We start from the raw sequence: 13,977 nt of genomic DNA, 5'->3' as shown, positions 1-13,977 counted from the left end.
ATTTTTATAATAAGCCGATATACTATCAAGGATAAGATGCACTCTAAATAAAGTGAAGACGGAAGGTATCGCCATGAGCCCAAAAAAGCACCGTATTTTGGAATTCTTCCTGTTAATATTAATTTTTTCCTCTGTCTTAAGTACACCGGCGCCGGCCTCAGGGGCTGGCAGGGATTCCCAGACGGCCCATATTTCATTAACTCCTGAGGAACAGCAGTATATAAAGGAGCATTCCGTTGTTGACATTGCCTTCATGCAGGGCTTTGCTCCGGTCATATACATGGAAAACGGAGAAGCAAAAGGAATTATGAGGAAGATACTGGATCAGGTCTCTCTCCAGACAGGCTTTGAGTTCCGCTACGAGGAAACCAAGGGCATTACCCGTATGGAAGGAACAGCAGACGGTCAGAATGCTGATCTGTTCGGAGGTATGACCATTCAGTATCTCCCTGAAGAATTTGAAAATAACCCTCGTTCCAAAGCCTTTTTAACCTCACAGACAGCAGTTTTCATGCACAATCGGATGGACGCCTCCAATTTATCCAATTATACCTTTGCAGCTGTAACAGACGGCCTGCTGCCGGAGGGAATCGATGAAAGCAAGGTGAAATTCTTCCCGGGCCGGGAAGCCACCATGAATGCAATAGAAAAAGGAGAAGCCGACTACTGTTATGGAAATGAATTTTCCATCGCCTACTATACAATTAAAAACGGATATAAGAATACAATCACCATTCCCCAAAAAATGGAGTCCAGAGAGTACTTCTTCCTTTATCTGAACACAGATGAACGGCTCATTTCCATTATCAACAAAGCTCTGGACAATATTTCAGAGTCAGAGCTTCAAAGCATTATTCTGCAAAGTGCTTCGGAAATTGACCGCAACATTTCCCTGCCTCTGGTAGTCAATACTTATGGAAAAGAAATTATACTGATTCTCTTCGCATCAATCCTTCTTTTTCTCCTGTTTTTACTGATTACCTACCGTTCCTACAGCCTGTATAAAGGGCAGGTCCGGCAGTACCATATCCTGTCAGACCTTTCCGGCGAATACATCTATAAATATGATGTGAAAAAGGACATGTTATCCTTATCAGGAGAATTGAGCAGACTTTTGGGGGTTCCTCCAAGAATAGAAAGCTTCCGGAAAAACGGGCGGGGAAAAGACTCTCAGCTTTACTTAGACGATCTTCTCCTTACAGATAAAGGCGGATATGAGATCGCTCTGCTTTTAGAAGACGGAGAAACAGGAATGTTCCGGGTTGTAAACTTTGTGATGCATGACAGAAAGCGCAGGGCTCAATTCATCATTGGAAAGATGATCAATATCCGGGAAGAAAAGGAAAAAATCAAAGCCCTTCGGATGAAAGCACAGACCGATGGCCTTACAGGACTTTATAACCCTGACACAACCCGCACACTGATCAAGGAAGCCTGCTCCATGTTTCACGATTCCAGCGCACTGTTTGTCATTGATGTGGACAACTTTAAAAATATCAACGACACCTACGGCCACCCTGCAGGAGACAAGGTCCTGGGAGAAATTGCAAGATCACTGAAACACTCTTTTCGCAATGCGGATATTGTGGGCAGAATAGGAGGCGATGAATTCTGCATATTTATGGTGGGAGACATTACCGAAGAACTCATCAGCTATAAGTGCAGCCAGATTGCCCGAGCTTATACCGCGCCCCACTTAAACAGCACTATTTCCGCCACCATCAGCATAGGAGTTGCATTTAACCCCCGCTTCAAGACCACCTTTGGGGATCTGTATAAGAGCGCTGATGAAGCATTGTATCATGTGAAACGCAGCGGAAGGAACAATTATCACATCATGGTTATGCAGGATAATAACTAAAAACAGCAAAATATTTTATTCACTTTTTGATGGGACTTTTGCATTTTGCAACAGTCCCATTATAATATTTTTTTCTTTTTTCACTTTATGATATCTGTTTTTCTAAAAACCCTTTTTTATCTTCCAAAACTCCCTATTTCCGGTTTAAATTGAGAAATACTCTCATTTAATCCTTTATAACCTCTTGCATTTTTTCACTTTTAGGCATATAATATAATTAAATTTAGGCATGCCTAAAACTATACTCAGGAGGAAGAAAGTTATGGATACATATACAAAACGATTGTTTTCCTGCAAAATACCTATTTTAACAGTGACCGCCATTGCCCTTCTGACAGGCTGGCTGGCAAAACTCTTCACAGTATAAAACAGCTATCAATGTGTAACACAATGAAGCAATGTTCATAAGTTAGTTTAAGGAAACTTTTAATACACCCGAATATCAGGAGGTTAATATCACATGACACCAAATAAAGAAGACTACTTAAAAGCCATCTACAAGCTTGGAGGTATGGAAATACTGGTCAACAATAAGCAGATTGCAGAAGAACTGCAAATCGCCCCTGCCTCTGTTACGGAAATGCTTGGAAAGCTGAAACGGGAAGATCTCATCCATTATGAACCTTATAAAGGCTCCTGTCTGACCCAGAAGGGAGTGGAGGTTGCCATCTCCCTGGTACGGGGCCACCGCCTTTGGGAAGTGTTTTTAATGCGTCATCTGGGCTATTCCTGGAGCGAGGCCCACGAAGATGCAGAGCTTTTAGAGCACATCACTCCTTCCCGGCTGGCTTCAAGGCTTGATAAGTTTCTGAATTACCCGGCTTACTGTCCCCATGGCAGCGCCATTCCCCAGCCTGACGGGCAAATCAGCCATGCTGCACTGCAGCCGCTGATTTTACTTCCCGTCAATACAGTTTCACACATTCGCCGTGTAGCAGAAGAAAAGGAACTTCTGGACTATCTCCAGGCATCCGGCATTTCCATCGGAAGCCAGGTACGGATTATAGAAGCAGGCACCTACGAGGGCCCCCTGACTCTCGACCTTGACGGCAAACAGGTGCAAATCAGTTACAAGGCCGCAGCCCAGATTTATGTAGATGAGATACAGCGGCCATAACAAGTCAAGTAATCTTATAGGAGGTTTTTTATGAAAAACAAAATAAAAGCAATTTTCGGTGCAGCTTTGAGTGCGGCCCTGCTGCTTTCAGCATGCTCCTCTCCTGCAGCCAATACCAATTCCCCGGATGATAAGCTGAACATCGTGGCTACAACCACCATGCTTGCCGATTTATCCAAAGCAATCGGCGGGCAGCGCGTCACCGTAAACGGTTTGATGGGCCCCGGCATTGATCCCCATCTCTATCAGGCCAGTGCCGGCGATGTTTCTCTGATTCAAAAAGCCGATGCTGTGGTCTATAACGGCCTGCATCTGGAGGGTAAGATGGGCGAAATCTTTGAACACCTGACAGGGCAGAGTCCTGCAGTGATCTGTATTGAAAACGGACTGGAAAAGTCCAGCCTCCTTACGGCCGAAGAAGACGGCTCCGCATACGATCCCCATATCTGGTTTGATGTTTCCCTTTGGAAGGCTGCCGCCAAAACCGTGGCAGAGGGCTTATCCCAGGCAGATCCTGACGGAAAAGCGGACTATGAAAAGAACCTGGCCGCCTATTTAAACGAACTGGAGGAAGCAGACCAATACATCCGCGGCCGTGCCGCCGAACTGGCTGAAGAACAGCGCGTCCTCATTACCGCCCATGATGCATTTCAATACTTTGGCAGGGCATACGGCTTTGAGGTACACGGTCTTCAGGGCATCAGCACCGATGCGGAAGCAGGCACAGCCGATGTGAGCAGCCTTGCAGATTTCATTGCAGAACGCCGGATTAAAGCCATATTTGTGGAATCTTCTGTCCCGCCCAAGACCATTGAAGCCTTACAGGCTGCAGTAAAATCCAGGAACTTTGATGTATCCATAGGAGGAGAGCTTTTCTCCGATTCTCTGGGTGATGAAAAGTCGGGAGCAGATACCTATATCCTTACAGTGAAAGCAAATATTGACACCATTGTAGACGCCTTAAAGGAAGGAGGCGGACAGTAATGGAAACAGCTCAAAAATATGCAGTAGAAATACAGGATCTCACCGTTGCCTATGACACCAAGCCCGTTCTTTGGGATATTGATTTAAAGATTCCAAAGGGCACCCTTATGGCAGTGGTGGGCCCCAACGGGGCCGGAAAAACAACATTAATCAAAGCCTTGCTGGGTCTCCTGAAACCAGTTACCGGCGCAGTCCATTTCATGGATGGAAATGACCGCCTAAAGACATTGAAGCAGCGAATCGGCTATGTACCTCAAAGCGGCAGCGTGGACTGGGATTTTCCGGCCACTGTCCAGGATGTGGTGCTCATGGGCTGTTACGGCAAGCTGGGCTGGATTCGCCGCCCCCGGAAAAAGGATATGGAGCTTGCAGGACAAATGCTGGCAAAGGTGGGCATGGCAGAATATGCTTCCCGTCAGATCAGCCAGCTTTCAGGCGGCCAGCAGCAAAGAGTATTTCTCGCCCGGGCCCTGGCTCAGGAGGCCGATGTTTACTTTATGGATGAACCGTTTAAAGGTGTAGATGCACAGACAGAACGGGCAATCGTAGCTCTGTTAAAGGAATTAAAGGACCAGGGCAAAACCGTTGTGGTGGTCCATCACGATCTTCAGACAGTTCCCGACTACTTTGACTGGGTAACTTTAATCAATCTGCGTGTGGTTGCCAGCGGGCCGGTGGAGGATGTGTTCCACGAAGAAAACTTAAAAAAGACCTACCACAGCTCCGGCGCCCTTTTAAGGAGTGTGGGGTAGCATGGATGGAATTTTTATCTTATTTCAGGATTACACCTTTCAGACGGTTGCTCTGGGTTCCGCACTTTTAGGAATGATCAGCGGGGTTTTAGGCAGCTTTGCAGTGCTTCGCAAGCAGAGCCTGCTGGGAGATGGAGTATCCCACTCCGCCCTGCCCGGGGTTGTCATAGCATTTATTCTCCTGGGCAGCAAGAACAGTGAAATTCTTCTCCTTGGGGCCCTTATTTCCGGCCTTTTGTCAACATTGTTCATCGTCACCATTGTAAGGCACAGCCGCATTAAATTTGACAGCGCCCTGGCGCTGGTCATGTCCGTATTTTTTGGATTTGGTCTGGTGCTTCTCACTTATGTGCAGAAGCTTCCAAACTCCAATCAGGCCGGGCTGAAACGCTTTATCTTCGGTCAGGCGTCTACCCTGCTGCAAAGAGACATTATCCTTATGGGAATCTGCGGAACCCTTTTACTGGCCCTTGTTCTTTTGTTCTGGAAAGAATTTAAGCTGTTCACCTTTGACAGCGACTTCGCCCACAGCCTTGGGTTCTCTTCCAAAAGACTAAATCTCTTGCTGTCATTTATGATTGTTCTGGCCATCATCATCGGCCTCCAGACAGTGGGCGTTATTCTCATGAGTGCCATGCTGGCAACCCCTGCTGTGGCAGCTCGTCAGTGGACCAATAAGCTTTGGGTGATGGTGACCCTTTCCGCTTTTTTAGGAGCCATATCAGGTGCGGCTGGAACGGCCGCCAGCTCCCTTGTTCCCAAACTGCCTACAGGTCCGGCAATCGTTGTATGCATCAGTGCCATTTTAATCATCAGTGTGTTGTTTGCCCCGGGAAGGGGTATTCTGCACCGGTTATACCGCCGCAGAAAAAACAGAATTTTGTATAAACTGGAAGGAGGGATGCCCGATGACCCCGCAAATTGAAATCCAAATCATTGCCGTAATCGTTGCAGCCGCCTGTGCCCTTCCGGGAACCTTTCTGGTCCTGCGCAGAATGTCCATGATGTCCGACTCCATTACCCATACCATTCTCCTGGGCATTGTGCTGGCCTTCTTTGTCACCCATGACCTTTCCTCTCCTCTGCTGATTGTGGGGGCCGCCCTGATGGGGGTGGTGACTGTCTGGCTGACGGAAATGCTCAGCCGTACACGGCTGCTGGCCGAGGATGCTGCCATCGGAGTGGTGTTTCCCCTGCTGTTTTCCATTGCCATTATTCTGATCACCCGCTATGCAGGGTCCGTTCATCTGGATACGGATTCCGTGCTCCTGGGTGAACTGGCCTTCGCTCCCTTTGACCGGATGATCCTGTGGGGAACAGACATGGGAGCAAAAGCCATTTATACAACAGGAATCCTGCTGATTATCAACCTGGCGGGCATTGTTTTCTTATTTAAGGAATTGAAAATTGCTGCCTTTGATCCCATGCTGGCTGCAGTACTGGGCTTTTCTCCTGCTCTGGTCCATTATGGGCTGATGACCCTGGTATCTCTTACCGCAGTAGGCGCATTTCAGGCAGTGGGATCCGTACTTGTAGTGGCCTTTATGATCGGCCCCCCTGTAACCGCCTATCTGCTGACCGATGATCTTAAGCACATGCTGATTTTAAGCGGCGTGACAGGGGCGGTCAACGGCATTCTGGGATATCAGGCCGCAGCATTTTTTGATGTTTCCATTGCGGGCTCCATGGCTGTGGTAACGGGAATGGTGTTTCTGGGTGTATTCATTTTCGCCCCCAAAAGGGGATTGATCCGCTCTCTCTTAAAACGCAGAAATCAAAAGATTGAATTTGCCAAAGCGGTGATGTTCCTTCACCTGCTCAATCATGAAAACAGTCCGGAAGAACCATCGGAGGCAGGTGTTGACTCAGTTCACACCCATCTTCACTGGACCTGCAAATTTACCGGTAGAATCATTAAATCGCTAACACGCGACGGATATGTTGAAATTCTCGGCGGCCTGGTAAAGTTAACATCCCTTGGCCGTACTGATGGTATTGACCATTACAATGAACTTTTTTCTAAATGAGGATCTTAAGATCGTATTTTACAGGACTTTCTAAAAATAGACTTTCTGGGAAATAATACAAAAAAATGCGTCTTGACCGAGCTTTAAAAGCTGGTCAAGACGCATTTTCGTATTATTAACAGAATGACTTTGTATAATTTTACCTGTTCCCCTTCAGCGTAAACTGGCCTGCCAGATTACTCAGCATCTTTGCCTGGGCAGACAGCTCCTCACTTGCAGCCGCACTCTCCTGGGCAGTGGCGGAGTTGGACTGTATGACAGAAGAGATTTGGTCAACATTCACGGTAATACGTGAAATAGAAATGCTCTGCTCTTGGGAAGCGGTTTGAATCTCCCTGATTCCAAGGGCGATCTCCCGTGCATCCTTTAATACATCACTCATTGTCTGTGCCATAGAATCCGTTAATTCCTTGCCGGACTCCACCGAACGGACGGAAACATCGATGAGCTCTGATGTGCTGCTTGCTGCCAGCGCACTTTTAGCTGCCAGATTGCGGACCTCATCAGCAACCACCGCAAAGCCCTTTCCTGCTTCTCCGGCTCTGGCTGCCTCAACAGCCGCATTCAGCGCCAAAATATTGGTTTGGAACGCAATGTCTTCAATGGTTTTATTAATTTTAATAATTTCCTCAGAATTGCTGCGGATGTCTGCCATGGCCTTAAGCAAAAGCTCCATTTTCCTCTCGCTCTCATCAAGGCTGGCGCCCATCTCCTGTGCTTTGCCGTTAAAAATTCTGGCATTTTCTGTAGTATAGTCTATCTTTTCTTCGATTTCCCCTACTGCCTGGGAAAGCTGCTCAATGGCTGCACTCTGCTCAGCGGCTCCCTCAGCCAGCAGCTGTGAGCTTGACGCAACGTGATCGGAACCTGCAGATACCTGCTCAGACGTTATATTAAGCTGCATAAGAGTTTCGGAAATCTGTGTGGAAAACTTCTCCATGGAAAGTCCAATCTTGGTAAAGTCTCCGATATACTGCTGGAGCGGCAGGTCGAAGTTCCCCTGTTCCATCTGCTCCATAGCGCTTCCGATGCGGGAAACATACTCAGAAAGGGTTTGAATGGATGTTCTCATACTGTTGGCAAGCATTCCCAGCTCATTGGAAGAAGAGTATGCAATTTCAGTCTGAAGATCTCCCTGGGAAAGGTCCTCCATCCCCTTTTCCAGCACCTTGATGGGCAGAAGCACCTTCCGGCGGATGATTACGAAAATAAAAGCAATGAAAGCCAGGTTCACAACCAGGGTAATCACGGTCACCACCTTAAGCTTAATGATCCCTTGGGCGGAATACTTCTCAGCCTGGGAAACGGCGATGTTGCTTTTATTAAACAGTTCTTCACTGTTTTCCAGTAATTTCTGGTCCGGGTCCTCAGCCAGCAAAGGCAGTACCTGCTCCTTCCAGTATGTACGGATTTCCTGCATCTGGGCCACCAGCTTTTCATCTTTCGGCACCGGAAGTCCAAGCTCCTGGCTGCCGGAAATGAGCCCATCCATTGCCGCTTCTACTTTTGCGGCAGCATCGTCCACAGGCTGTCCCAGCAAATGAAGCTTCATAACACGCTGGCTGGCCCCTCTCACAACTCCGCAGTAATTCACAATCTTACCGTTGCTCTGGTTCTGGTCAAGAAGTGAAAACATCAGACCTGTGCTTATCACACTTAACAGTGCAAGGCAAACCATAGCGCTATAAATAATTTTTTTAATACTCAAATCTACACCTCCTTTAAGGATTTATAATAATTTTTCATTTCCAGATTTTTCATGAATAACATAATAATAGTAATAGTAACAATTCCTGACATATTTCGACATAAATTATTTTACAATTAAAGATATCAGAAGTCAATCAAAATACATAAAGCCTTCCAAAATATTTTAAATACAGAAACAGGCTTGTCTGTCCAAGAAAAAAAATCAGGAGTTAAATCTGAAAAATAAGATTTAACTCCTGATTTCATTCATTCTGTTTCTTTCAATTCCCGAAAATATATTTAATCAACAGTCCGTATACAAAAGCTCTACATCAATTTCACATCCGGCCTCCCACTTGCCCCTGCCAATGGGAGCGATAAACAATCCGTTCCACCGGTCCGCAGCCTGGGCAAAGCGGACCTCCATGGGCATAGGAGCGGCAGTAAAGCCCTTTTCCCCGTCCTCTTTCAGAACCATTCTCACGTACATCTCATGAGGCTCCGGTTTTTGAATGGACTGTTCCAATAGGGCCCTCACCGTCCGCCTTTTGGGCAGAGGCAGGCCGTACCAGTGATAAACCAATGCCCTGACGCACCAATCCAGAGCACAGAAAGCGGCATAGGGAGGGCCCGGCAGATTGATGACAGGCTTTCCATCTACTACTGCCACTGCCACCGGTATACCGGGAATGCATCGAACTCCATGCTGGAAATAACCGGCCCGTTTTTCCAGCAGAGTTGAGGTATAGTCCTCCGTTCCCATGGAGCTTCCTCCGTTTAAAAGCACAATATCAGCCGTTTCCAGCGCCTTATTAAGAGCTGTTTCCAACCAGGCTTTTTGGTCCGCCACAATGGGCATACACTCTGCTTCAGATCCCCATCTCCGGCAAAAAGCAGAAATCATCAGACTGTTGCTTTCCATGTTCTGTCCCCTGGCCGGTGTCTGTCCCGGAGGGATCAGCTCGCTTCCGGTAGGAATATAGGCGATCCTAGGCTGTCTGATCACCTCCACCTCTTCAATTCCTGCTGCAGCCAGAAGCCCCAGCCGGAATGGTGTAATCACATCTCCCTTTTTTAACACCTGTTCTTCCTTTTTAAGGGTTGCCCCCTGCTGCCTGACCAGCTGACCCTTTGTTACCGGCTCTTCCGGTTCTATGGCCAGGATTTTTCCGTTTTCATCAAAGGTGAACTCTTCTATCCAAAGCACCGTGTCAAAGGCATCATCAAAATCGTCTCCCATATCAGCCGGCGCATAGTCTATATTTTCCTTCCAGTTTGAAAAATCAGGCATTCCCTTTTCAAAGTCGGCAAAACGGACGGCCACCCCATCTCCCGCTGCCGCCCGGCAGACAGGAAGGGTGTTGCGGGAATATATATCCCCTGCACTGACTCTGCCCTCAGCCTGGTTTAAAGGCAGCAATTCCGTATCCGGTGCAAGATTCCACCGTTCAAATAATGCGTTCATGGTCTCCGCCCGTGTGGCGTATTGATCCCGCTGAAGATAGTGTCCAGGCTTTTGTGAAAGTCTTGCCATGATATCACCGTCCAATCATTTCATCTATTTGCTCATCATTTACATCATATAAGAAGAACTCGCTGTAGAAATACTTGATTTCCTTTTCCAGTTCCTCTCTTGGCATCAGTTCCGGATATAAGTGATGCATGGTCCAGAAAACAGTCAAAGGCTGCTCTACGGTACGGTTGCCCCATACATGGGCAACTGTGGGAATCACATGAAAAGCGTCATTTTTTACAGCAGTGATGCCGCTGTAGTTGCTGTTGGCCTTTATCTCATCAATAAGCCCTGCATTAGAGACAATCATCACATCAGGATTCCACTTAAGTAAGTCTTCCATGGTGTATTCCAGGCTGTTATCGCTGCGGCCGTCATTGGTAACGCTCATGCCGCCTGCCTGTGTGATCCACCATTCAGCGATGACGTGAGGCTGGGAAAAGGTCACCGGATTTCCGTACAGTACGGTCACCTTGTCTTCATCTTTCAAATCCTTGGTCAATTCCTGGGCCTGTGCCATTTTCTCATCAAAGTAAGCGATATACTTTTCAGCCATATCCTTTTTGTTCAACACCTCTCCCATCAAAGATACGGCAGTCTTTACGTCTTCCACATCCTTCCACTCCAGATAAATGCATGGAATGTTGTTGTTCTGAAGCAGTTCAGCAGTGTCCTTGGTCATGGTAAAGCACACATCGGGAGCGGCCTGAATGATATTTTCAATAAGAACTTCCCGGTTGTCGCTTTCAAAAAGAGGTCCGTCTGCGATCTGAGGTGCAAACTCATACTGCATCTTCCAGCTGTCATTCTTGGTAAAGCTTGCAGGCATCTCGTTGTAGAGTTTGTCTCCTGAGCCCATCAATTCTACAAATGCATTGAGCACGCCTACGGAGCCAAGGGTTCCGATCCTGTTAATTTCTCCGGACAGTTCCACCTTCCGTCCCGCCATGTCAGTCACTGTGCGGGTGCCGGTTTCTGAAGAGGCTTCGCTGGAAGCAGCTTCTGTCTGAGCCGGGGCTTCTGAGACAGCGGCAGTGGTTGCCGCAGTGGTTGGGGCTGGGGAAGCCTGTCCTCCGCAGCCTGACAGCATCGCCATTGTCAGGGCGAGGGGCATCAATTTGATAAATGTCTTTTTCATGTTCTTTCCTCCAATATACACTTTTTAATTTATGCTGCTATTCCTCAATAATGGGAATGCATACTTTGGCATGTTTTCCGGCTGAAATCACGGAAGTTTGAAATACTGCAGCCTGTGTTTCATACAGCCGCGAAAGGTTTTCTCCGGTAATCACCTCATCCGGAGAACCGCAGCGGAACACAGTCCCATCTCTCATCAAAGCCACCTGATTGGCCGTGAGAAATGCATGGTCAGGGAAATGAGAAGTCATTAAGACCGTAAATTCCTGATTGGAAAGTTCCCGGATCATCTGAAGGGCCCTTACCTGATTGGAAAAATCCAGGCTGGCAGTGGGCTCATCAAGGACCAGAAGCTGTGCCTGCTGGGCCAGCGCCCTGGCCATAAGGACCATCTGCTTTTCGCCTCCCGACAAATACTGGAACAGCTGATGAGCCAGATGGGAGATGTGCATCCTTTCCATGGCTCCCCAAGCCAGGTCCCGGTCTTTTTTTCCGGGAGGACTGCCTGCCTTCAGATGGGCAATGCGGCCCATAAGCACCACTTCCTGAACTTCATAGGGGAAGGTAAGGGCCGAGGCCTGAGGGACATAGGCCATGAGTCTGGCCCGTTTGCGTACGGATAAAGGTGCCATGTCTTCCCCATTCCAGAAAAAATTGCCCCCGCCCGGTTTTGTCAGCCCAAGAAGGCACCGTAAAAGGGTGGTTTTTCCAGTTCCGTTCGGGCCCAGAAGGCAGAGGACGTCTCCCTGCTTCAGTTCAAAGGACACATCCTGAAGCACCGGCTTGCCGGTTTTATACTGAAAACGAATATTCTGCGCCTTTAACATCACATCCACCCCTTTCGCACGCGGGAAAGCAGTATCACAAAGATAGGAGTGCCCACCAGGGCCGTAAGAACGCCCAGAGGAAGTTCCACCCCCGGAACTCCCCGCACGATGTTGTCAATGATAAGCAAAAACAGCGCTCCCACTCCAAATGACGTGGAAATGAGTTTGGGATAGTTGGCTCCCACCAGCATACGGGAAATATGAGGGACCACCATGCCCACCCAGCCAATGATGCCGCAGATGCTGACTGAGGTAACTGTCATAAGGGTGGAGGAAATCACCACCACCACTTTTACCACCATCACATTGACTCCAAGAGTGGTGGCTTCATCTTCACCGGCTGATAACGCATTGATCTGGTAACGGAATAAAAACAGCAGAAGAAGAGACAGAAGCAAGGCGGGAAGCATGATCATCACATCCCGGTTAGAGCCGCGGCCAAGGCTTCCCATAAGCCAGAAGGTTATGGAAGGCAGGGCATTTTCCGTATCTGCCAGAGTTTTTACAATGGACAGCAGGGCCTGAAACAGGCTGGATACGACCACACCTCCCAAAACCATAACCGTCACCTCTTGCCGGGCAAAGACATAGCCGATAAGGCTGGCAGCCAGCACTGCTGCAAGGCCGAACACCAGAGCAGAAAGCTGTATCTGCCACCACATAGCATTGTGGATCATAGCCAAAGCCGCACCAAAACCGGCTCCTGCAGAGACCCCCAAAATATCGGGAGATACCATTGGATTTTTAAACAGGGTCTGATAGGATGCTCCTGACACGGATAATGCACCACCTACCAGCATGGCAAGAAGGATTCGGGGCAATCGTACATTTAAGACTACGGTTTCCAGAGTCTCTTCCCAGTAAGGTGTTACCAGCCCCAGCCGGGACAGTAAAATATCAATAACAATCTTAGGGGAAAGAGCATACCGCCCCACCCAGAAGGAGAGAACAGCAAAGATCAGAAGCACTCCATATAAAATTCCCATTTTCATACCGAAGAAGGACCCGTTGTTTTTACCTGCCAGATCGATCTTATGTTTACTCATTTTTAATAATCAGCCTTTCCGCACTTTTTCCAAAGAAATGATACCCCGAACCGCCCTCGCTGATTATGTCCAGCACTTCGTCGGGCTTTGTGACGAGAACTCCTCCCATAACCGTCACCTTTCTCTTAAAAAAAGCGTCCGGAAGCATGCTGGCCGTAGGGCCGGTGACGATGACCTGGGCACCGGGCTTTACCATTTCCAGCAGCTCCGGTAGTGTATCATTGAGCACAGTAACCCCTGTGATGACCAAAAGATCCGCATCCGGAATATACTTCCAGGCATCCTCAGGCGGGGCGTAATGCTCCAGTTCCTTTCCTTTTAAAGTCCGGTTGTCCATCTCCAGCACCTTAAAGTCGGCATCAGCGGCAATAAGCTTCTTCAAAATAGGAACCAATGCCCCTACTACCACACTTTTACCGCCTTGGGGAATCCTTACATGATCAAAAGCATCTTCTCCTGTCTGTATCTGATATCCCTTTGCCTCACCCCTTTGCCAACAGGTGGCAGATAGGGCATTTAAAGTGGCAATAGCCAGGGTCTTCCGAAGAATGTTATGATGTTCTAAATCAGCCAGATAGTCCGCCGCACTGCGCCCCTTCAGCCTGCCGGATAAGGGCATGGCTTTCGCCGAGCTGGGGCAGCATACTGCCTGGGGCATGTCCTTTACCGGCGTAAAGCACAGACCCCCCTGGCCGTCACTTAACTTTACCCCGGAAAAAATAGGCCGAACACGGCCCGTTCAATGGTTATGGTGTCAAGATCAGCCCCAAGGACCTCCCGCACCCGGACAGCAGTTTCCTGCAATAGAATATTTCCCATAAATTTACTGCACTCCTTACTCCCGATGTAATTTTAAAAATATATCGATAAATGAATTATAATGTCATCCTTGTGAAATGTCAACAAAAGGACAGAAAACATCTTCATAAAAATCCGTCTATATTATTGTTTTGACTTGGCATTGGGTTTATAATCTCTCATATATGTGCATGAATAGCGAGGACAGGCCCGCTTCCGGTCTGTA

Annotated in this window: 12 protein-coding genes; 6 read left to right on the top strand and 6 right to left on the bottom strand. The window is 48.0% G+C overall.

Going from position 1 to position 13,977, the window contains the following annotated elements; translation table 11 throughout:
• Positions 1-73 precede the first annotated feature (73 nt).
• The 6 genes from V7M78_RS04235 to V7M78_RS04210 all read left to right on the top strand — a co-directional run bounded on the left by V7M78_RS04235 (position 74) and on the right by V7M78_RS04210 (position 6,741).
• Positions 74-1,861, top strand: coding sequence for a transporter substrate-binding domain-containing diguanylate cyclase (locus tag V7M78_RS04235; RefSeq protein ID WP_333646761.1), 1,788 nt, complete (start codon positions 74-76; stop codon positions 1,859-1,861).
• Between the two features lie 460 nt (positions 1,862-2,321).
• The gene (locus V7M78_RS04230; protein ID WP_333646760.1) at positions 2,322-2,978 is read left to right on the top strand and encodes a metal-dependent transcriptional regulator; all 657 of its coding nucleotides are present in this window, start codon (positions 2,322-2,324) and stop codon (positions 2,976-2,978) included.
• Between the two features lie 30 nt (positions 2,979-3,008).
• A complete protein-coding gene (locus V7M78_RS04225) occupies positions 3,009-3,962 on the top strand; it encodes a metal ABC transporter solute-binding protein, Zn/Mn family (RefSeq protein WP_333646758.1) in 954 nt (317 codons plus the stop codon).
• The gene (locus tag V7M78_RS04220) at positions 3,962-4,714 is read left to right on the top strand and encodes a metal ABC transporter ATP-binding protein (protein ID WP_333646756.1); all 753 of its coding nucleotides are present in this window, start codon (positions 3,962-3,964) and stop codon (positions 4,712-4,714) included. Before V7M78_RS04225 ends, V7M78_RS04220 begins: the two co-directional genes overlap by 1 nt.
• 1 nt (position 4,715) lies before the next feature.
• The gene (locus tag V7M78_RS04215) at positions 4,716-5,639 is read left to right on the top strand and encodes a metal ABC transporter permease (RefSeq protein WP_333646754.1); all 924 of its coding nucleotides are present in this window, start codon (positions 4,716-4,718) and stop codon (positions 5,637-5,639) included.
• Positions 5,623-6,741, top strand: coding sequence for a metal ABC transporter permease (locus V7M78_RS04210; protein ID WP_333646752.1), 1,119 nt, complete (start codon positions 5,623-5,625; stop codon positions 6,739-6,741). Before V7M78_RS04215 ends, V7M78_RS04210 begins: the two co-directional genes overlap by 17 nt.
• Before the next feature lie 139 nt (positions 6,742-6,880).
• Here the strand turns inward: V7M78_RS04210 and V7M78_RS04205 are convergent, their stop codons facing one another.
• The 6 genes from V7M78_RS04205 to V7M78_RS04180 form a co-directional block, all read right to left on the bottom strand.
• Positions 6,881-8,449, bottom strand: coding sequence for a methyl-accepting chemotaxis protein (locus V7M78_RS04205; protein WP_333646750.1), 1,569 nt, complete (start codon positions 8,447-8,449; stop codon positions 6,881-6,883).
• Positions 8,450-8,734: 285 nt separating this feature from the next.
• A complete protein-coding gene (locus V7M78_RS04200; protein WP_333646748.1) occupies positions 8,735-9,964 on the bottom strand; it encodes a molybdopterin molybdotransferase MoeA in 1,230 nt (409 codons plus the stop codon).
• A 4-nt stretch (positions 9,965-9,968) separates the two neighbouring features.
• Positions 9,969-11,081 (bottom strand): ABC transporter substrate-binding protein, encoded by a 1,113-nt coding sequence (locus V7M78_RS04195; protein WP_333646746.1) that lies wholly within the window; start codon positions 11,079-11,081, stop codon positions 9,969-9,971.
• A 37-nt stretch (positions 11,082-11,118) separates the two neighbouring features.
• Positions 11,119-11,907, bottom strand: coding sequence for an ABC transporter ATP-binding protein (locus tag V7M78_RS04190; RefSeq protein WP_333646744.1), 789 nt, complete (start codon positions 11,905-11,907; stop codon positions 11,119-11,121).
• Positions 11,907-12,953, bottom strand: coding sequence for a FecCD family ABC transporter permease (locus V7M78_RS04185; RefSeq protein ID WP_333646743.1), 1,047 nt, complete (start codon positions 12,951-12,953; stop codon positions 11,907-11,909). The genes V7M78_RS04190 and V7M78_RS04185 overlap by 1 nt, the downstream gene beginning before the upstream one ends.
• Positions 12,946-13,611 carry a Rossmann-like domain-containing protein gene (locus V7M78_RS04180; protein ID WP_442914623.1) on the bottom strand — a complete coding sequence of 222 codons (666 nt, stop codon included), beginning with the start codon at positions 13,609-13,611 and terminating at the stop codon, positions 12,946-12,948. The genes V7M78_RS04185 and V7M78_RS04180 overlap by 8 nt, the downstream gene beginning before the upstream one ends.
• Positions 13,612-13,977: the final 366 nt, after the last annotated feature.

This window comes from Lacrimispora sp., assembly GCF_036758025.1.
Classification (GTDB): Bacteria; Bacillota; Clostridia; order Lachnospirales; family Lachnospiraceae; genus Lacrimispora.
This window is presented reverse-complemented; position numbering and strand designations above follow the sequence as displayed.

Coding starts and splice junctions, on each gene's coding strand:
- V7M78_RS04185 (WP_333646743.1), bottom strand. CDS start 12,953: ATGAGTAAACATAAGATCGATCTGGCAGGTAAAAACAACGGGTCCTTC.
- V7M78_RS04190 (WP_333646744.1), bottom strand. CDS start 11,907: ATGTTAAAGGCGCAGAATATTCGTTTTCAGTATAAAACCGGCAAGCCG.
- V7M78_RS04180 (WP_442914623.1), bottom strand. CDS start 13,611: ATGCCCCAGGCAGTATGCTGCCCCAGCTCGGCGAAAGCCATGCCCTTA.
- V7M78_RS04200 (WP_333646748.1), bottom strand. CDS start 9,964: ATGGCAAGACTTTCACAAAAGCCTGGACACTATCTTCAGCGGGATCAA.
- V7M78_RS04215 (WP_333646754.1), top strand. CDS start 4,716: ATGGATGGAATTTTTATCTTATTTCAGGATTACACCTTTCAGACGGTT.
- V7M78_RS04235 (WP_333646761.1), top strand. CDS start 74: ATGAGCCCAAAAAAGCACCGTATTTTGGAATTCTTCCTGTTAATATTA.
- V7M78_RS04210 (WP_333646752.1), top strand. CDS start 5,623: ATGACCCCGCAAATTGAAATCCAAATCATTGCCGTAATCGTTGCAGCC.
- V7M78_RS04230 (WP_333646760.1), top strand. CDS start 2,322: ATGACACCAAATAAAGAAGACTACTTAAAAGCCATCTACAAGCTTGGA.
- V7M78_RS04195 (WP_333646746.1), bottom strand. CDS start 11,081: ATGAAAAAGACATTTATCAAATTGATGCCCCTCGCCCTGACAATGGCG.
- V7M78_RS04225 (WP_333646758.1), top strand. CDS start 3,009: ATGAAAAACAAAATAAAAGCAATTTTCGGTGCAGCTTTGAGTGCGGCC.
- V7M78_RS04220 (WP_333646756.1), top strand. CDS start 3,962: ATGGAAACAGCTCAAAAATATGCAGTAGAAATACAGGATCTCACCGTT.